Consider the following 18,329-nt stretch of genomic DNA (forward strand, 5'->3'; position numbering starts at 1 on the left):
GACGCTACTGTGTTGTCAGTTCAGAGGCGCCTGTACCGGGCCTGAATGAAAACAATTTTATCCGGGCGATGCCGTGACAGGCGTCAAGCTGCGGAGTTTAATGAATACCTGTCCTTTGGAGTTGATGCTATGCGTAAGTCTGTTCTGCTGGTTGCTTCCTTTTCCACGATGGCGATGTTGCTCACCGGCTGCCAATCGAGCCTGACCGGTGACTCCTACTCCCGTGACGAAGCGCGTCGCGTGCAGACGATTCGTATGGGTACCATCGAATCCCTGCGCCCAGTGAAAATTGAAGGCACCAAGACCCCAATCGGCGGCGTAGCCGGTGCCGTGGTCGGTGGTGTTGGCGGCAGCGCCATCGGTGGCGGTCGCGGCAGCATCGTGGCAGCGGTAATCGGTGCCGTTGCTGGCGGTCTGGTCGGTTCGGCTGCTGAAGAAGGCCTGACCCGCACCCAAGGTGTGGAAATCACCGTTCGTGAAGACGACGGCAGCATGCGTGCCTACGTCCAGGAAGTTCAGCCAAACGAAGTGTTCCGTGTGGGTGAGCGCGTGCGCATCTCCACGGTTGGTGGGACTAGCCGCGTTTCGCACTAAGCGGGATTACGGATAAAAGAAAACCCCGATCAGGTGACTGGTCGGGGTTTTTTGTTTTGCGCGATTGTTAAAAAAAGCTGGAATTTGGTTTTTTGAAAGCTCGTTATTCGTATGTGGTCAGAAACAAATCAAGATTTTTCGGCAAATCGAGAGAGCATGCTTTTTCTATGCTCGTGATCTGTTGTTCGGAAAGGCGATAGTCATGTAATGAGTCTTCATCTTTCTCCCAACCCATAATCAGTTTGAGTTTGGTAGTTGTAATAGGGATTTGCTTCTCAAATGAAGGGAAATCTTCACCCTTCGGAACCCCCATAATTAGATGCTTCATGGCTCTACCTTTCTTGTCGGGTCTGCTGGTTTGTTCTGAGTGCCGGTTTCATGGTCGAACTCGCCCAAATGTTTTCCTCGCTTGTTGTATTTTTCAACTGCGCCGTGCTGAAAATCCCATTCGTAAATCGTTCCACTTCTATCCTTCCAGCGTGGGCGTAATCCTCCGCCACCTTTGATGGGGGTTTTGGGGTTAGCCCATTTAGCGTCCGGATAGGCAGGCAAAAGTGTAGGTTTCGGATGGTAGTTCAGCTGAGGCGCATTCAGCACTATGTAAACCGGCTTCACCCCGAACCCACCGGAAACACAAGAATGAAATCCTTGTACTCAGGCGGATAAACCGGATTCACGATGATGCTGTCCGCCGCTTTCGTCGGCGGGTAAACCCAGATGTGCGGGGCCTGCGGTGCGGCTTCTAAAGCGGGAATACCAAGAATGTCAGACCCATCCACCGCCGGGGTCCAGATCAGCTCAACGCCATCCCCGAGATCAGCCACCCGCTGACTGTCGCGCAACGCGAACTGCACGACATCAACCATTTCCCATTCCCGGTTCTTGCCGGTGTAGAAGCCATAACCCTTGAGGCTGCCATCGGGCTGTTGCTCGATCCTTAGGCGAACACGGGTGCGGGCCTGTTTCAGGGCGCGAAGCTGATCTTCGGTGTAGAGCGCGCTATCACCCAGGCTGGGTGTCCAGAACAGCGCAACCAATCCGGCCAGTACGGTGGCCCCGGCCACGCCGAGTGCTGGCGCTGCGGATATGGCCGGGAGCCGCAATGCGATGTGTCCGATACCGAGCGGGAGGGCAGTGCTGCTGATCGTTTCAAGATTCAGCAACCCGGCATCGTCTACTTCGCGAGCACCGAGCCAGGCGACTTCCCCGTAATCCTTGAGGCTGTCGGTCGGCACCATTCCCGAAGGGTTGGAATAATCGATGATCGCGTCCGGCAAGTTGCAGGATTTGGCGAAGACGCAGCCGGCCCGAACGGTTTCGTCCTTTGACGAGACGACCGTAAGACTGCGTTCGAAGGCGTCTTGCCTGGCAAGCATGGCGTCGTAGGCGCTTTGCCTGGCGTCCCGCGCGGCCAGCTCGGCGGCAGTCATGAAGCGATGGGTGACGTGATGGCCGTCACCCGACGGTGAATTTTTAACCCGGGGAATGTCCTTGTTGCCAGCCACTGATTATCCTTTCATTCGTCCATCGGCAGCCCCCTTAAAGGGACTGCACGACGTTAACGAACGTGGCTAACCGTGGCTGTAGGACGAGTCTTCAATGTCCTGAGGAGTATTCTCTGTTTCTCAGGATTGCAGCGCGGCACTCTTTCGACTCGCCGCCGCCGTCACCGCATAACCGATCAACGCAGCCAGAATCGAACCGGTCAGAATCCCCATACGGTCCATCCCAGCGTATTCACTGGCGCCCGGCACAAACGCCAGGGAACCGACAAACAGGCTCATGGTGAAACCAATCCCGCAGAGGATCGCCACACCCAACACCTGGCCCCAGTTGGCGCCTTGGGGCAGGGAGGCGATGCCGATTTTCACCGACAGCCAGGTCAGGCCGAACACGCCGACGGTCTTGCCCAGCAGCAGGCCGGCGGCGATGCCCATCGGTACATGGTGGGTGAAGCTTTCCACGGTCACGCCACTGAGGGACAGGCCGGCATTGGCAAAGGCAAACAGCGGCAGAATGCCGTAGGCCACCCACGGATGCAGGGCGTGCTCCAGCGTCATCAACGGTGAAGGCTCGGCGTTTTTGGTGCGCAGTGGAATGCAGAAGGCCAGGGTTACGCCGGCCAGTGTCGCGTGGACACCACTCTTGAGCACGCAGACCCACAGGATCAGACCAATGATCATGTACGGCCCGAGCTTGACCACGCCGAGCCGGTTCATCGCGATCAGCGCGACGATACAGGCGCCGGCCAGTGCCAGGGACAGGGTCGACAGCGTGCCGGAATAGAAGATCGCGATGACGATGATCGCACCCAGGTCGTCAATGATCGCCAGGGTCATGAGGAACAACTTCAGCGACACCGGCACGCGCTTGCCCAGCAGGGCGAGTACGCCAAGGGCGAAGGCAATGTCAGTAGCCATCGGAATCGCCCAGCCACCCAACGCCACCGGGTCGTCGCGGTTGAGGAACCAGTAGACCAATGCTGGCACGACCATGCCGCCAATCGCCGCCGCGCCGGGCAGAACGATCTGCGACGGTTTCGACAGTTGGCCGTCGAGGACTTCGCGCTTCACTTCCAGGCCGATCAGCAGGAAGAACATCGCCATCAGGCCGTCATTGATCCACAGCAGCAAAGGCTTGGCGATTTTCAGCGCGCCGATCTGGGCCACCACGGGGGTGTCCAGCAGGCCGTTATAGAGCCACGACAGCGACGAGTTGTTGATGATTAAAGCCAGGGCTGCAGCGGCGATCAGTAACAGACCGCTGGCAGCTTCCAACTGAAAGAAACGCGTGAAAGTGCTACGCAGAGGCAAGGTCGCTCTCCATCGATAAATTCAAAAGGTGGCACACCCTAACCCGTACCGTTAGTTGTTAAAACAAAAGTTATATTCTTTTTTGTTATATGTCGTTACAGCGCAAGCGGTGGGCACGATCCTGAGCCTAGCAGTTGTCCGGCGTATTGGAACTCAGCTGTATCTGTGCGTGATGCAGGAATTTTCCTAAGCTTGTGGGCTGAGCCTTGAAACAAGGCCGACTCTTGCCTGATTCAACGAGATCACCACCATGAGCGACAATCGACAGTGGGCCCGCGAAGCCATCCGGATCATCGAAGCTGACTTCCAGCGCAGCGCCGACACCCACCTGATCCCCTTGCCGCTGCCGGGCTTGCCGGGCATCGAGTTGTACTTCAAGGATGAGTCCAGCCACCCCACCGGCAGCCTGAAACATCGGCTGGCCCGTTCGCTGTTCCTCTATGCGCTGTGTAATGGCTGGCTCAAGCCCGGCGCGCCGGTGATTGAGGCGTCCAGCGGTTCGACGGCGATTTCCGAGGCGTATTTCGCTCGTTTGCTCGGTTTGCCGTTTATTGCGGTGATGCCGGCGACCACCTCCAAAGAGAAGATCGCGCAGATTGCTTTTTACGGCGGCAAGAGCCATCTGGTGGACGATCCGACTCAGATCTACGCCGAATCCGAGCGCCTGGCGCGCGAAAACGATGGCCACTTCATTGACCAGTTCACCTACGCCGAACGTGCGACCGACTGGCGGGCGAACAACAACATCGCCGAATCGATTTTTCAGCAGATGCGCTTCGAGCAGCACCCGGAGCCGAGCTGGCTGATTTCCAGCCCTGGCACCGGCGGCACCACTGCAACCCTGGGCCGTTACGTGCGTTATCGTCAGCATTGCACTCGAGTCCTGTGCGCCGATGCCGAGCGCTCGGTGTTCTTTGATTACTACCTGACCGGCGACGCCAGTCTGCGCCTGGACTGCGGTTCGCGGATTGAAGGGATTGGTCGGCCACGGGTGGAAGCGTCGTTCCTGCCCAAAGTGATCGATGCGATGGTCAAGGTGCCGGACGCGCTGTCCCTGGCAGCCATGCATTACCTGGCGCAGCGCTTGGGCCGGCGAGTGGGCGGGTCGAGCGGGACCAACCTGATCGGCGCCTTGATGGCGGCCCAGCAGATGGTTGCGGCGGGGGAGTCGGGGTCGATCGTGGCGATTCTGTGCGACGGCGGCGAACGCTACGCCACCACCTATTACGATCAGGATTGGCTCAAGGGCCAAGGGTATGAACTGAGTGGCTTGATCGATGCGGTGGCGGCGAGTGTCGAGCGCGGCGAGCCGCTGCCGGCCAGCGTGCTGCGCGCCAATATCTGACACATCGAAGATCAAAAATGTGGGAGCGGGCTCGCTCGCGAATACGGTTTTCCATTCAGCAGAGATGTTGGCTGGTCCACCGCTTTCGCGAGCAAGCCCGCTCCCACAGGGATTGGCGTGCTGACATGGATAGCATGCACTCCTAGAAACCAATGTGGGAGCGAGCTTGCTCGCGATGACGGCTGAGCATTCAACAGAGATGTTGGCTGATCTACCGCTATCGCGAGCAAGCTCGCTCCCACAGGGTTTTGTGTCAGGCCTCCAGGCCGAGGATGTCGCGAGCCACGGCTTCGGCAATCCGAATCCCGTCAACACCCGCCGACAAAATCCCGCCCGCATAACCCGCGCCTTCACCGGCCGGGAACAAGCCTTTGATGTTCAAGCTCTGCATCGACTCGTTGCGGGTAATCCGCAGTGGCGACGAGGTGCGTGTCTCGATACCGGTCAACACTGCGTCGTGCAGCGAGTAGCCACGAATCTGCTTCTCGAACGCTGGCAATGCTTCACGAATGGCTTCGATGGCAAACGCCGGCAAGGCCAAGGCCAGATCACCGAAGGCAACGCCTGGTTTGTAGGACGGTTCGACGCTGCCCACCTCGGTGGACGGTTTGCCGGCAATGAAGTCCCCGACCAGTTGCGCCGGGGCTTCGTAGTTGCTGCCACCGAGCACAAAGGCGTGGGATTCCAGGCGTTCCTGTAGCTCGATGCCGGCCAGCGGGCCGCCCGGGTAATCGACTTCCGGGGTGATCCCGACGACGATCCCGGAGTTGGCGTTGCGCTCGTTACGCGAGTATTGGCTCATGCCGTTGGTGACTACGCGACCCGGCTCGGACGTCGCCGCTACCACGGTGCCACCCGGGCACATGCAGAAGCTGTAGACCGAACGACCGTTCTTGGCGTGGTGCACCAGTTTGTAGTCGGCAGCGCCGAGTTTCGGGTGGCCGGCGTATTTTCCCAGGCGCGCGCGGTCGATCAGCGACTGCGGATGCTCGATGCGGAAACCCACCGAGAACGGCTTGGCTTCCATGAACACGCCACGGCCGTGGAGCATGCGGAAGGTGTCGCGGGCACTGTGGCCGAGGGCCAGAATCACATGTTTCGAATGGATCTGCTCACCGCCATTGAGCTCGACGCCGACCAGTTGGCCGTCCTCGATCAATACATCGGTGACCCGCTGCTGGAAGCGTACTTCGCCGCCCAATGCGCGGATCTGCTCACGCATGTTTTCCACCACGCCGGTCAGACGGAACGTACCGATATGCGGTTTGCTGACGTAGAGGATTTCTTCCGGCGCGCCGGCTTTTACGAATTCATGCAGGACTTTGCGACCGATGAACTTCGGGTCCTTGATCTGGCTGTAGAGCTTGCCGTCGGAGAACGTCCCAGCGCCACCTTCACCAAACTGCACGTTGGATTCAGGGTCGAGCACGCCTTTGCGCCACAGGCCCCACGTGTCCTTGGTGCGCTGGCGCACTTCGGTGCCGCGCTCGAGGATGATCGGCTTGAAGCCCATCTGCGCCAGCAGCAGCCCGGCGAAGATCCCGCACGGGCCAAAACCGACGACGATCGGGCGTTGCGCAAGATCGGCCGGTGCCTGGCCGACCACTTTGTAACTGACATCCGGCGCCACGTTGACGTTACGGTCATCGGCGAACTTGTGCAGCAGCGCCGCCTCATCCTTGGCGGTGAGGTCGATGGTGTAGATGAAGCACAGTTCGGAGGATTTTTTGCGCGCATCGTAGCTGCACTTGAACAAGGTGAAATCGAGCAGGTCATCACTGGCGATGCCCAGGCGCTGCACGATGGCAGGGCGCAGGTCTTCTTCGGGATGGTCGATCGGCAGCTTGAGTTCGGTGATTCGTAACATGACAGGATCCGGTTCGCGGGGCGCACAACTGCGCCAAGGCGTTTGAAGGCGGCGATTATAAGCCCCAAACGCCGGTCTCGTGAGGCAAAAACGATCAGTCGTTGCGCGAGCCGCCGAAATACCCGCAGCCGCGCTGCACCTGGCCGTCGATCCGCAGTTCAGAGCTCATGTGCTGGACACTGCCGGTGCTGCTGTCGACGCAGCGTTTGGGCGCAACCCACAGTTCAATGTGCTTGCCGTTGGCTTCGCTGCTGAGGTTGAAACGACCATCGCCCAGTTGCTCCTCAACATACGGCACCGCCAATGGAGGTTCGCCGGCGCGGTCGATAACCATGCCTTTGCCGCTGACTTTGACGTTCCACTCTGGTCCGTGACCGGCGGCCCGCAGGATCAGCAGTTTGAAGTTGGGATCGTCGCACGCTGTGCCCGAGCGCTCGACGCGGTACAGCTGCTCCAGGTCGAGACGGCTGCCATCGATCCGGCCACGCACATCGGCGAACAGCTTGCCCTGATCATCGGCCAGGGTCGCGGCTTCTTGCAGGATGCTGGTGCCACCGGTGTCGTTGACCACAAAGCTGCGCGATTCATTGCATGGCTGAAACACCAGTTTGCCGTCGGCCGCCGTCAACTGACCCTGCATACGGGTTTGCCCGACGTGAGAGGCGCTTTGCCGTGGACCATCAAACAACTGGCACGCGGCGAACAATGGAAGCAGGGCAACGAGGACGAGGGAACGGGCAACACGCATCTTTGGTTCTCCAGACAAGTGCCGCCACGTTACGCAGCCTGACCGTCCATCACAACCCCACCGATTTCAATGTCGCCCGTCGATCTCCCGTAGGCGCTGCCGAAGGCTGCGATCTTTTGATCTTGATCCTCTCAATAACACTGAAAATCAAAAGCCAGATCAAAAGATCGCAGCCTGCGGCAGCTCCGGATCGGGGTGTTCTTAACCGACGTGGAATGTCTGACCAGTCTGCAAGCCTTCCACACTTTTGGCGTAGGCCAATGCCACATCCACTGCCGGAACCGGCTTGTAGCCGCGGAAGTACGGCGCGTAGCTGCCCATGGCTTCGAGCAGCACGGTCGGGCTGATCGAGTTCACGCGCAGGCCACGAGGCAATTCGATGGCGGCCGCACGGACGAAGCTGTCCAGCGCACCGTTGACCAACGCTGCCGAGGCGCCGCTGCGAATCGGGTCGTGGCTGAGCACGCCGGTGGTGAAGGTGAACGAGGCGCCATCATTGGCGAATTCGCGGCCAATCAGCAGCAGGTTGACCTGGCCCATTAACTTGTCTTTCAGGCCCAGGGCAAAGCTGTCAGCGGTCATTTCGTCCAGCGGGGCGAAGGTCACGTTACCGGCGGCGCAGACCAGCGCATCGAACTTTCCGGTCTTTTCGAACAGGGCGCGGATCGAGGCGCTGTCGCTGATATCCACATGCAAATCACCGCTGTTGCGGCCGATGCGGATGACTTCGTGACGTTGCGACAACTCTTTGTCGACCGCCGAACCGATGGTGCCGCCTGCGCCTATCAAAAGAATCTTCATCGTGCTGTTCCTCGAAGTGGTTGAACGAGGCCTAAGTCTAGAGTGGATTTTCCCGTTGATAAGCGTGCTAATAGGCAACCTTTGGTTTTCAAATGGAAACAATCCATGAGCGAAATGGATGACCTGGCGGCGTTCGCGGTGCTGATCGAAGCCGGGAGTTTTACCCTGGCGGCCCAGCAATTGGGTTGCAGCAAGGGCCAACTCTCCAAACGCATCAGCCTGCTGGAGTCGCGGTTTTCCGTGGTCCTGCTGCAACGCACCACTCGCCGCCTGAGTTTGACGGCAGCAGGTGCGGCGCTGCTGCCGCAAGCCCAGGCGCTGGTAGTCCAAGTGGAGCGAGCGCGTCAGGCATTGGCGCGGTTGAAGGACGACATGGCCGGACCGGTGCGTATGACAGTTCCGGTGTCGTTGGGGGAAACCTTCTTCGATGGCTTGCTGCTGGAGTTCTCCAGCAAGTACCCCGAGGTGCAGATCGAACTCGACCTGAGCAACAACTACCGTGATTTGTCCCGCGACGGTTTTGATCTGGCGGTTCGCTCCGAGGTGAACAATGACGAGCGCCTGGTGGCCCGGCCGCTATTGGCTTGGCACGAAATGACCTGCGCCAGCCCGGCCTACCTAGAGCAATACGGCGAACCGCTGACGCCTCAATCCCTCGCCGAACACCGTTGTTTACTCAACAGCCATTACAGCGGCCGCGAAGAATGGCTGTATCACCAGCAACACGAGTTGTTGCGAGTTCGTGTCTCGGGACCGTTCGCCAGCAATCATTACAGCCTGCTGAAGAAAGCGGCGTTGGCCGGCGCCGGTATCGCGCGGTTGCCGTCGTACCTGCTGCAAGCGGAATTGGCTGACGGACGATTGCGCTGGCTCCTGCGTGATTATCAGACTCGGCGTATGCCGATGTACCTGGTGCATCCGTATCAGGGCGGTTTGCCGAAGCGCACCCAAGTGTTGGCGGATTATTTGATTGGTTGGTTCAAGCGCAGTGGTGAGGCCCTCGACCGACTTCAGCGTTAACCTCTGGCACCGCACAGACCCTGTGGGAGCGGGCTTGCTCGCGAATGCAGTTTCACATCCAACAGAGATATTGACTGACCAACCGCCTTCGCGAGCAAGCCCGCTCCCACATTTGGATTTGTGAACATTTTCGATGGTTGCGTTTGGAATAAACCCAAGCTGCTGATAGCGATTAGTTATCTAGACCTGTTATTTCTGACAGTAGAAAACTGCCCAGCCGGCGAATACATTGAACGCCAGGCAGGTTACTGAGCAGGAGTAATGCCATGAACAAAGTCGATTTGACTGACTATCTGGAAACCATGATCCACGTAAAGTCGAAAGCCATCGTCGAGCGGAGAATGCTGGATGGCAGCGCGGCGCTGGGCGAATTGACTATCTATTACTGTCTTCGCCGGATTTTGAACAACAAGGCAACGCTTCAGGACATCGGCGTCCTGCATGCCGTTAATCACCTGATGCAGGTAGTTGGGCTTCTTGATCCCAAAGAGACACTTGGTTCAACCCTTGAAAAATGATGCTCAGGGAGCAAGAAAATGTCAGACGTAGAAGAGCGTGTAAGAACGATCATTTGTGACCAACTGGGCGTGAAACCCGAAGAGCTTAAGAACTTCAACAGTTTTGTTGACGATCTGGGGGCGGATTCCCTGGATACAGTTGAACTGGTCATGGCTTTGGAAGAAGAGTTCGAGATGGAAATCCCGGACGAAGAAGCCGAGAAAATCACCACCGTCCAACAGGCAATAGACTACGCAACCGTTCATAAGGGCGACTAACCCTGTTGCTCTCCGCTGTCAGTGAAGGTTCACAATGCATAAAAAAACGGCCCGAAGGCCGTTTTTTGTTTAGCGAAATGACTCAACCCCCAGATACGCCTCGCGCACTTTCGGATCAGTCAGCAGCGCTTCACCAGTGCCTTGCATCACCACCCGGCCGTTCTCCAGAACGTACGCGCGGTCAGCAATTTTCAGCGCCTGGTTGGCGTTCTGCTCCACCAGGAACACCGTCACACCGTCCTTGCGCAGTTGTTCGATGATGTCGAAGATCTGCTGGATGATGATCGGCGCCAGACCCAGCGAAGGCTCGTCGAGCAGTAGTAGCTTGGGCTTGCTCATCAGCGCACGGCCGATGGCGAGCATTTGCTGTTCGCCGCCGGACATGGTGCCGCCGCGTTGGGCAAAGCGCTCTTTCAGGCGTGGGAAAAGTCCGAGAACCTTGTCCATCTGTTCCTGATAATCGCCCTTGTCGGTGAAGAAGCCGCCCATGGCGAGGTTTTCTTCCACGGTCAGGCGGGCAAACACCCGACGACCTTCCGGCACCACGGCAATGCTCTTGCGCATGATCTGCGCCGAGGTTTGCCCCACGAGCTCTTCACCCATGTACTTGATGCTACCGCTGTGGGCTTGCGGCGAACCGCACAGCGTCATCAGCAGGGTGGATTTACCCGCGCCGTTGGCGCCGATCAGGGTGACGATTTCGCCTTGGCGGATCTCCACGTTGACGCTGTGCAGGGCCTGGATCTTGCCGTAGAAGGTGGAAACGTTTTCGAATTGCAGCATTTACGCTTCCCCCAGGTAGGCTTTGATCACTTCAGGATTGTCGCGGATCTGTTCCGGCGTGCCGTTGGCCAGGGGCGTGCCCTGGTTGATCACGACGATGTGGTCGGAAATGCTCATGACCAGCTTCATGTCGTGTTCGATCAACAGCACGGTCACGTCGTGCTCTTCGCGGAGCACGCTGATCAGCGCCTTGAGGTCTTCGGTTTCCTTCGGGTTCAGGCCGGCGGCCGGTTCGTCGAGCATGAGGATCCGCGGGCGGGTCATCATGCAGCGAGCGATTTCCAGGCGACGTTGCTGACCGTAGGCCAGGGTGCCGGCCGGACGGTTGGCGAAGGCCTTGAGGTTGACCTTGTCCAGCCAGTACTCGGCGAACTCCATGGCTTCGCGTTCGCTTTTGCGGAACGCCGGAGTCTTGAACAGACCGGCCAGGAAGTTGGTATTCAAGTGACGGTGCTGGGCGATCAAGAGGTTCTCGACCGCGGTCATGTCCTTGAACAACCGCACGTTCTGGAAGGTCCGCACTACGCCTTTGCGGGCGATCTCGTGGCCGGGCAGGCCTTCGATGGCCTGGCCGTCGAGCAGGATGCTGCCGCCACTTGGCTTGTAGAAACCGGTCAGGCAGTTGAACACGGTGGTCTTGCCGGCGCCGTTAGGGCCGATCAGCGCCACGACCTGTTTTTCCATCACGGTCAGGGCCACGCCGTTAACCGCGAGCAAACCGCCGAAGCGCATGCTCAGATTGTCGACTTTGAGGATCTCGCGGCTCATTTTCGCAGCTCCATGTGAGGACGTTGCATGGGCAGCAGACCCTGAGGACGCCAGATCATCATCAGCACCATCAAGGCGCCGAACATCAACATGCGGTATTCACTGAATTCACGCATCATTTCCGGCAACAGGATCATCACTGTAGCGGCGAGTACGACGCCCAGTTGCGAGCCCATGCCGCCCAGCACCACGATGGCGAGGATGGTCGCCGACTCGATGAAGGTGAAGGACTCCGGTGTCACCAACCCTTGGCGCGCGGCGAAGAAGCTGCCGGCAAAACCGGCGAAGCAGGCACCCAGGGTAAACGCCGAAAGCTTGATCATGGTCGGGTTCAGACCCAGCGCACGGCAGGCGATTTCGTCTTCACGCAGCGCTTCCCAGGCACGACCCAGCGGCATGCGCAGCAAGCGGTTGATGACGAACAGTGCGAACAACGACAGCACCACCGCAATCAGGTAAAGGAAGATCACCTTGTTGACCGGGTTGTAGGTCAGACCGAAGTATTCGTGGAACGTCTGCAGGCCCTCGGCAGCAGTTTTATCGAAGGTCAGTCCGAAAAGCGTTGGCTTGGGAATGTTACTGATGCCGTTCGGGCCACCGGTAATGTCGGTCAGGTTACGCAGGAACAGACGGATGATTTCACCGAAGCCCAGGGTCACGATCGCCAGGTAGTCACCACGAAGGCGCAAGACCGGGAAGCCGAGCAGGAAGCCGAAGGTGGCCGCCATCATCCCGGCGATGGGCAGGCAGATCCAGAAGCTCAGACCGTAGTAGTGCGACAGCAGCGCATAGCTGTAGGCGCCGACGGCATAGAAACCGACGTAACCGAGGTCGAGCAGGCCGGCCAGGCCGACCACGATGTTCAAGCCGAGGCCGAGCATTACGTAGATCAATACCAGCGTCGCGATGTCCACCGCGCCACGGGAGCCGAAGAACGGCCACACCAGTGCACCGATGATCAGCGCAATGATGATCCAGCGCTGGGTGGTCGGCAGAGTCAGGAAGGTGCTGACCTTGGCCGGCATCACCGGCATGCTTGGCGAGGATTTCCACGTCGCGCTGATCTTCTGGTCGAACATTACCCGCAGGAACATCAGCACCGAACAGACGGCGATGGTGATCAGCGTGGCGTTGCTGGTGCCATGAACTTCGAGGTTGATGCCGACGATGGTCAGCTTCAGACCGAGTACCGGATAGGCAACAGCCCACACCAGCAAGGCGCTGAACAACGCCTGTTTAAGATTCCTAGTCATACTTTTTCAACCTCCGGACGGCCCAGCAGGCCGGTAGGCCGGAACAACAACACCAGAACCAATAGACCGAACGCCACGACGTCCTTGTATTGGTCGCCGAAGATATCGGCACCGAAGGCTTCCGCCACCCCGAGCACCAGCCCGCCGAGCATGGCTCCGGGGATGCTGCCGATACCGCCCAGTACTGCGGCGGTGAAGGCCTTGAGGCCGACGAGGAAACCGGCGTTGGGGTTGATCACGCCGTATTGCATGCTCAGCAGCACGGCCGCAATGGCCGCCAGCGCAGCACCGATGACGAAGGTCAGGGCGATGATGTTGTTGGTGTTGATACCCAGCAGGTTGGCCATCTTGATGTCTTCGGCACAGGCGCGGCAGGCGCGACCCAGGCGAGAGCGGGAGATGAACAGCGTCAAGCCGAGCATGGCGACCAGGGTCACCACGAACACCACGATTTGCATGTAGGAAATCAGCACTTCATGTGCGCCACCTGGCCCGATGGATAAGTTGCCGGGGATCAGGTTGGGGATGGATTTGTCCTTGGAGTCTTGCGCCAGCAGAACCGTGTTCTGCAGGAAGATCGACATGCCGATGGCGGAAATCAGCGGGATCAGACGGTTGCTGCCGCGAAGAGGGCGGTAGGCGATCCGTTCGATGCTGTAACCGTAGGCACTGGTAACAACGATGGTTGCGATGAAGGCGGCGGTCATCAACAGCGGAACACTGTCGAGTCCCATCATGGACAGGCCCGCGATGGCGATGAACGCCACGTAGGAGCCAATCATGTACACCTCGCCGTGGGCGAAGTTGCTCATTCCAATGATGCCGTAAACCATCGTATAGCCGATGGCGATCAGGGCATATGTGCTGCCAACGGTCAGGCCGTTAACCAGCTGCTGGAAGAAGTGATAGATGTCAGGCATTACTGCGCTCCTAAAAACCTGATACGCATTTCACTGGTGGAGTCATTTTCCCGCTCGAGCCCCGTGGATCTGCATCCACTTCGAATTCGAGGTTTGCCAGCGAACCGCTGATGACGGTTTTGAGATTTTCAGGTGGGGAGACTGGCGGATCACGCCAGCGCGGCCCAATACGTTCGTAAAACAAAGCCCACGGCACGCCGTGGGCTTTATTGGCAGTCAGTCGGCTACGCCTTACTGAGGCGAAACTTCGGTTTTAGGTTTGCCGAAGTGCCACTCGTAAACCACGAACTTGAAGTCTTTCAGGTCGCCCTTGGCGTCGAAGCTCAGGTCGCCAGTCGGGGTCTTGAAGGAACCTGCGTGGATGGCTGCAGCCACTTTTGCAGGGTCTTCGCTCTTGGCGGCAGTGATACCACCGGCGATGACTTCAACAGCCGAGTAGGAAGGGAACACGAACGGACCGCTCGGATCTTCTTTCTTGGCTTTGAACGCGTCAGCCAGGGCGACGTTGGCCGGATCCTGGTCGAAGGATTTCGGCAGGGTCACCAGCAGGCCTTCGGAAGCGTCCTTGGCGATCTGCGAAATGGAGTCGTTACCCACGCCTTCCGGACCCATGAACTTGGCTTTCAGGCCTTTTTCCTGGGATTGACGCAGGATCAGACCCAGCTCCGGGTGGTAGCCGCCGTAGTAGACGAAGTCGACGTTGGCTTGCTTGAGCTTGGAGATGATCGAGGAGAAGTCTTTGTCGCCGGCGTTGATGCCTTCGAACACGGCAACTTTCACGCCTTTGCTTTCGAGGGTTTTCTTGACGGCAGTCGCGATGCCTTCACCGTATTGCTGTTTGTCGTGCAGAACAGCAACGATTTTCGGTTTGACGTGATCCGCGATGTAGTTACCGGCGGCAGGGCCCTGGGCGCTGTCCAGACCGATCGTACGGAAGATCATTTTGTAACCACGGGCGGTGATGTCCGGGCTGGTGGCAGCCGGGGTGATCATGACCACGCCTTCGTCTTCGTAAATGTCGGACGCGGGTTGAGTGGAGCTGGAGCACAGGTGACCGACCACGAACTTGACGCCGTCGTTGACGACTTTGTTCGCTACAGCAACCGCTTGTTTCGGATCACAGGCATCGTCGTATTCAACGGCTTCGAGCTTCTTGCCGTCGACACCGCCCTTGGCGTTGATTTGTTCGATGGCCATTTTGGCGCCACTGAACTGCATATCGCCGTATTGGGCTACCGGGCCGGTTTTAGGGCCGGCGATACCGATCTTGATGGTGTCAGCTGCGAACGAATGGCTGGCAACCCCGGCCAGAACCATAGCGGCAAACAGTTTGGAAATCTGCTTAGTAGCCTTAGTCATAGTGCTCCACTCTTACTGTTGTAGTTTTTATAGTCCTGGCGCCGTAGCAGCAGAACCGGGTCAGATATCTTGGATATCCTCCGGAAAATGCCCCCGGCAACTGTACCGGTACAGTGTAGAGCGCCGATTGTTAGCCTGGGAAGGCAGCGCCGGGGGCAAAACCTGAGGGTGTCGCTATTTTGAAAGAAAAAGACAGAATTGCGGCGGGATGTTAGCTGGCTAATCGCTTGATTCATCAGCATTCCTTGGCGTTCCTGCGAATTTCATTCGGTAACTCAATTGCATCCGGGTTTTTCTGCCAGACCACCGACGTTATCATTCACGCCGATTTCTTTTCCGGACAGGACCCATGACTCAAGAACCTAGCACCCTCTATGCCAAGCTGCTTGGTGAGACCGCATCTATTACCTGGAAGGAACTGGAACCGTTCTTTGCCAAGGGTGCCCTATTGTGGGTCGACCCAAGCCTGGATTTGATCGCTGCCGCCGAAGCCGTGGCCACGGATGAAGGCGAGAAAGTGGCTGCCTGGCTGGCCGCCGACACCCTCGCCAAGCTCTCTGAAACGCGGGCGCTGGATCTTTTCGAGCGCGACCCTCAGTTGTGGGCGGTAGTGGTTTCGCCGTGGATTCTGATCCAGGAAAGGGCGACGAACTGAAGGCTTGCACCAATTAAGTGCGCTACTTGGCCGGGCAAAAGTGTGTAGGCGAGTAGCGTGATGGCATGTTGCCGTAGAGAAAGGCCACAGAAGGGTCTTGGCGAGGGTGACGTGCACGTAACGGGAACAGTTTTATGAGCAGCCTGAGGGCTGCTTAATTGTTTCTGAGTGTGAGTAAAAAGTGAAAGATGTGGCGAATTTAAAGCCGCTTCCGCGAGCAAGCCCGCTCCCACAGGTGACCGCGTTTTTCCTGAAGGAACGCGGTCGAATGTGGGAGCGGGCTTGCTCGCGAAGGGCCCATCACTGACTAAGCGGTTTTACCCGTGTGGTTATTAAGGGAAATAACCTTGGTCTTGCCAATCCGGTGACGGTAAATCTCACGCAGGTACTTGATAGCCTTCTTCACGCAATCGCGCGACAAGCGAATGTCATTGATCGAGACGAACTTGTCTTTGTCGTTGATCAGCTCGCGGTACTTCTTCTCGTACATCGGCTTGATCGCGTACCAGTTGGTGTCGAGGATCTTCGCCGGGTTTTCGAATTCGTTGAGCAGGTCGTCGATCCGGTCTTCGTCGAAGTCTTCATGGATGATGAAGTCCAGGATCGAGTTGTCCAGTGTCTCGTCGAAGCGGTACGGGTTTTTCGCGAAGCAGCGCTTGATGAAGGCCACGATCAACGTCAGGAAATCGTCCGACAGGCACGGGCTCTTGGCGATCAGGGTGGTCAGCGACAGGTTGGCCGAGGCACCGATCACCAGCGCATAACGCTTGAGCGTGGTGTTCGGGAACAGGCTGTTGAGATGCGTCTTCAACCGGTTCAGGTCCATGTAGGACAGTTTGTAGTCTTTCGGCAACGAAACGATCGACACCACCGACGAGCAATTCTTGAAGAAATGTAGGTCGTGCAACGCGGCCGCGTCGTAACCGGAATTCTTGTACTGCTCAAGCGAGGCGCGATAGCGCTTGGACTCGATCGGCAACAGGCTGATGCCTTCGATGGCCTGGGTGACCTTGTTGAAGTGCGGCAGGTCGATGGAGCGGAAGAACAGGTCGTCGATGTTCAGGCGCTGCGGCTCTTTGTCGAACACCTTGAACTTGTCGCTGCTTGGCGGTGGGGTTTCCGGCACCACGGATTCGGCGTAGGCAATCGCCACCGGGCCGGCCAGGCTCATGAACAGGTCGTTGGCGTCCAGGCGAATGGTTTCGCCGATGTCGATGCCGGCACGACGGAAATAGTTCTGGTCGTAGTCAGTCGTGACCGCCTGCGCCGTCAGAATGTTGAAGATCTGTTGCGAGATGTATTGGTTGGCGTGCTTTTCCATCGCATTGACATCAATGTTCTGGATGTTGCCGTCATCGCTCTCTTCGGCGTAACGCATGATGTCGTTGGAGATCAGCATCATCGCGTTCCATGGGCGGATACGGCCCATGACGCTGGCTTCGCTGCTGTCTTCATTGTCGAAGTTGTACGAGAAGTCCCATTCTTCCGACAGGTATTTGCACAGCAGGCGACCGGCGTTGATGTGCAGCGCCTCGGACATTTCGCTGCGGTGGTCGGAGATATTCGGCAGCACACAGATGCCACTGGTGAAGATCGGCTCGAAAACGAAAGCGTGGCCGCTTTTGCTGTCGTGCTCGTCCATTGGCTTGGTGTCGAACGTCTTGTTCATGTACGAGTGCTGCTGGGCCAGGCCGAATTCCGAGGCCATGCCAGAACCGGTACCGCCGCCAGCGCTGAAGATCGAGAAATACAGGCGCGACTGGTTGGCCTTGATCCCGCAGCTGTCGATCAGGTACGAGTGAATCATCTTCCAGTCGGGGCTGGAGAAGCGCTGGGTGTCCTTGTTCAGGATGATCTTGGCCAAGTACTGGCCGAGGATCGGCGCGTTACCGGCGCCGCCGGCGTGGACTTCCGACAAGTCCATGATCTTCATTTTGCTGTAGTCGCGCAGGAAGCCGCTTTTTTCGCCTTTGCGCGAAAAACGGATACGCCCGGCGATGTCTTTGTCCAGGTCGCCAAGCATTACCAGCGGTTCGACCAGGAACACCGGTTTGGTGGCCTTGTTCGACCCCAGGCGCAAATTGTTGCGAATCCATTGGGCCGGGCCGTAGCCTTTTTCGGCGTAGCGTTTGTCCGGCGAAAGACGGTCTTCGTTGTTGAATTCGTTGAGGTAGAACTTGCGCGCGTTGTACACCAGTTCGGCAACGTCCAGCGCGATGTTCGAACCGCAGCGACCGAGGCCAATCAGGCACACCGACGGGAATTCCTGTTCGCTGTGCTGTTCGCCGTCGCCTTCCAGATGTGGTGGGCGCGGGAACACCATGTCGCGCAGGCCGTCGAGGTTGTCGAGGATGCGGTCGGTATTGGTTTCGGTGAAGTACAGGTACTGCTGGGTCGCCAATGGGCGCGACGGAATCAATGGCTTCGACGGCGACGGCGATGGGCTGTTCGCCGCTGGGCTCAGAGTCAGATCGGATACCGCAGTGGCCGGATTGTTTTTAGAAGTCATTGTGCGCCATGTACCTGGACTGGTTGACTCGACGACACGCTGTCATCGAACCTCACGGAATGGGATCTCGCGTCTTGTTGCGCGTGTATTGCCCAGGCGACAGGGCCAAAGCCTGCGT

At 58.2% G+C, this 18,329-nt stretch carries 17 protein-coding genes and 1 pseudogene; 6 read left to right on the plus strand and 12 right to left on the minus strand.

Annotation, left to right across the window (positions count from 1 at the left end; translation table 11 throughout):
- The first annotated feature begins 129 nt into the window (after positions 1–129).
- Positions 130–594: a glycine zipper 2TM domain-containing protein gene (locus tag RHM58_RS15565; protein ID WP_201195394.1), complete on the plus strand. Its 465-nt coding sequence runs from the start codon at positions 130–132 to the stop codon at positions 592–594.
- 103 nt (positions 595–697) lie between these two features.
- Here the strand turns inward: RHM58_RS15565 and RHM58_RS15570 are convergent, their stop codons facing one another.
- The 3 genes and pseudogenes from RHM58_RS15570 to nhaA form a co-directional block, all read right to left on the minus strand.
- Positions 698–922, minus strand: coding sequence for a hypothetical protein (locus RHM58_RS15570; protein ID WP_322270708.1), 225 nt, complete (start codon positions 920–922; stop codon positions 698–700).
- Positions 919–2,099 (minus strand): annotated as a pseudogene (locus RHM58_RS15575) (colicin E3/pyocin S6 family cytotoxin). The gene RHM58_RS15570 and the pseudogene RHM58_RS15575 overlap by 4 nt, the downstream one beginning before the upstream one ends.
- 120 nt (positions 2,100–2,219) lie before the next feature.
- Complete coding sequence (gene nhaA, locus RHM58_RS15580) at positions 2,220–3,407, minus strand: Na+/H+ antiporter NhaA (protein WP_322270709.1); 1,188 nt, start codon at positions 3,405–3,407, stop codon at positions 2,220–2,222.
- Between the two features lie 250 nt (positions 3,408–3,657).
- Here nhaA and RHM58_RS15585 point away from each other — a divergent pair, with 250 nt between their 5' ends.
- Positions 3,658–4,752 carry a PLP-dependent cysteine synthase family protein gene (locus RHM58_RS15585; RefSeq protein WP_201201271.1) on the plus strand — a complete coding sequence of 365 codons (1,095 nt, stop codon included), beginning with the start codon at positions 3,658–3,660 and terminating at the stop codon, positions 4,750–4,752.
- Positions 4,753–5,005: 253 nt separating this feature from the next.
- Here RHM58_RS15585 and RHM58_RS15590 read toward each other — a convergent pair whose 3' ends face one another.
- The 3 genes from RHM58_RS15590 to RHM58_RS15600 form a co-directional block, all read right to left on the minus strand.
- The gene (locus tag RHM58_RS15590) at positions 5,006–6,619 is read right to left on the minus strand and encodes an NAD(P)/FAD-dependent oxidoreductase (RefSeq protein ID WP_322270710.1); all 1,614 of its coding nucleotides are present in this window, start codon (positions 6,617–6,619) and stop codon (positions 5,006–5,008) included.
- A gap of 94 nt (positions 6,620–6,713) precedes the next feature.
- Positions 6,714–7,367: a COG3650 family protein gene (locus RHM58_RS15595; protein WP_201201275.1), complete on the minus strand. Its 654-nt coding sequence runs from the start codon at positions 7,365–7,367 to the stop codon at positions 6,714–6,716.
- 201 nt (positions 7,368–7,568) lie between these two features.
- A complete protein-coding gene (locus RHM58_RS15600; protein WP_201201277.1) occupies positions 7,569–8,168 on the minus strand; it encodes a short chain dehydrogenase in 600 nt (199 codons plus the stop codon).
- A gap of 105 nt (positions 8,169–8,273) precedes the next feature.
- Between RHM58_RS15600 and RHM58_RS15605 the strand changes: the two genes are divergently transcribed.
- The 3 genes from RHM58_RS15605 (at position 8,274) to acpP (ending at position 9,964) form a co-directional block, all read left to right on the plus strand.
- Positions 8,274–9,188, plus strand: coding sequence for a LysR family transcriptional regulator (locus RHM58_RS15605; protein ID WP_201201279.1), 915 nt, complete (start codon positions 8,274–8,276; stop codon positions 9,186–9,188).
- A gap of 266 nt (positions 9,189–9,454) precedes the next feature.
- Entirely contained in the window at positions 9,455–9,706 is a 252-nt protein-coding gene (locus tag RHM58_RS15610; RefSeq protein ID WP_201255536.1) for a hypothetical protein, read from the plus strand.
- A gap of 18 nt (positions 9,707–9,724) precedes the next feature.
- Complete coding sequence (acpP, locus tag RHM58_RS15615) at positions 9,725–9,964, plus strand: acyl carrier protein (protein ID WP_201255535.1); 240 nt, start codon at positions 9,725–9,727, stop codon at positions 9,962–9,964.
- 69 nt (positions 9,965–10,033) lie between these two features.
- On the opposite strand, the gene RHM58_RS15620 is transcribed toward acpP, so the two are convergent.
- The 5 genes from RHM58_RS15620 to RHM58_RS15640 all read right to left on the minus strand — a co-directional run bounded on the left by RHM58_RS15620 (position 10,034) and on the right by RHM58_RS15640 (position 15,047).
- Positions 10,034–10,747 carry an ABC transporter ATP-binding protein gene (locus tag RHM58_RS15620; RefSeq protein WP_322270711.1) on the minus strand — a complete coding sequence of 238 codons (714 nt, stop codon included), beginning with the start codon at positions 10,745–10,747 and terminating at the stop codon, positions 10,034–10,036.
- Positions 10,748–11,515, minus strand: a complete 768-nt coding sequence (livG, locus tag RHM58_RS15625; protein WP_201201295.1) for a high-affinity branched-chain amino acid ABC transporter ATP-binding protein LivG — start codon at positions 11,513–11,515, stop codon at positions 10,748–10,750. It abuts the gene before it with no gap.
- Entirely contained in the window at positions 11,512–12,768 is a 1,257-nt protein-coding gene (locus tag RHM58_RS15630; protein ID WP_201201296.1) for a high-affinity branched-chain amino acid ABC transporter permease LivM, read from the minus strand. The genes livG and RHM58_RS15630 overlap by 4 nt, the downstream gene beginning before the upstream one ends.
- A complete protein-coding gene (livH, locus tag RHM58_RS15635) occupies positions 12,765–13,688 on the minus strand; it encodes a high-affinity branched-chain amino acid ABC transporter permease LivH (RefSeq protein ID WP_322270712.1) in 924 nt (307 codons plus the stop codon). The genes RHM58_RS15630 and livH overlap by 4 nt, the downstream gene beginning before the upstream one ends.
- A gap of 231 nt (positions 13,689–13,919) precedes the next feature.
- On the minus strand, positions 13,920–15,047 hold the full coding sequence (locus RHM58_RS15640; RefSeq protein ID WP_201195380.1) for a branched-chain amino acid ABC transporter substrate-binding protein: 1,128 nt from the start codon (positions 15,045–15,047) through the stop codon (positions 13,920–13,922).
- A gap of 349 nt (positions 15,048–15,396) precedes the next feature.
- Here RHM58_RS15640 and RHM58_RS15645 point away from each other — a divergent pair, with 349 nt between their 5' ends.
- On the plus strand, positions 15,397–15,702 hold the full coding sequence (locus RHM58_RS15645; RefSeq protein ID WP_201201301.1) for a DUF2288 domain-containing protein: 306 nt from the start codon (positions 15,397–15,399) through the stop codon (positions 15,700–15,702).
- Between the two features lie 307 nt (positions 15,703–16,009).
- On the opposite strand, the gene RHM58_RS15650 is transcribed toward RHM58_RS15645, so the two are convergent.
- The gene (locus RHM58_RS15650) at positions 16,010–18,211 is read right to left on the minus strand and encodes a hypothetical protein (RefSeq protein ID WP_201201302.1); all 2,202 of its coding nucleotides are present in this window, start codon (positions 18,209–18,211) and stop codon (positions 16,010–16,012) included.
- Between the last annotated feature and the right edge of the window lie 118 nt (positions 18,212–18,329).

It is taken from the genome of Pseudomonas sp. 10S4, from assembly GCF_034344865.1.
Lineage (GTDB): Bacteria > Pseudomonadota > Gammaproteobacteria > Pseudomonadales > Pseudomonadaceae > Aquipseudomonas.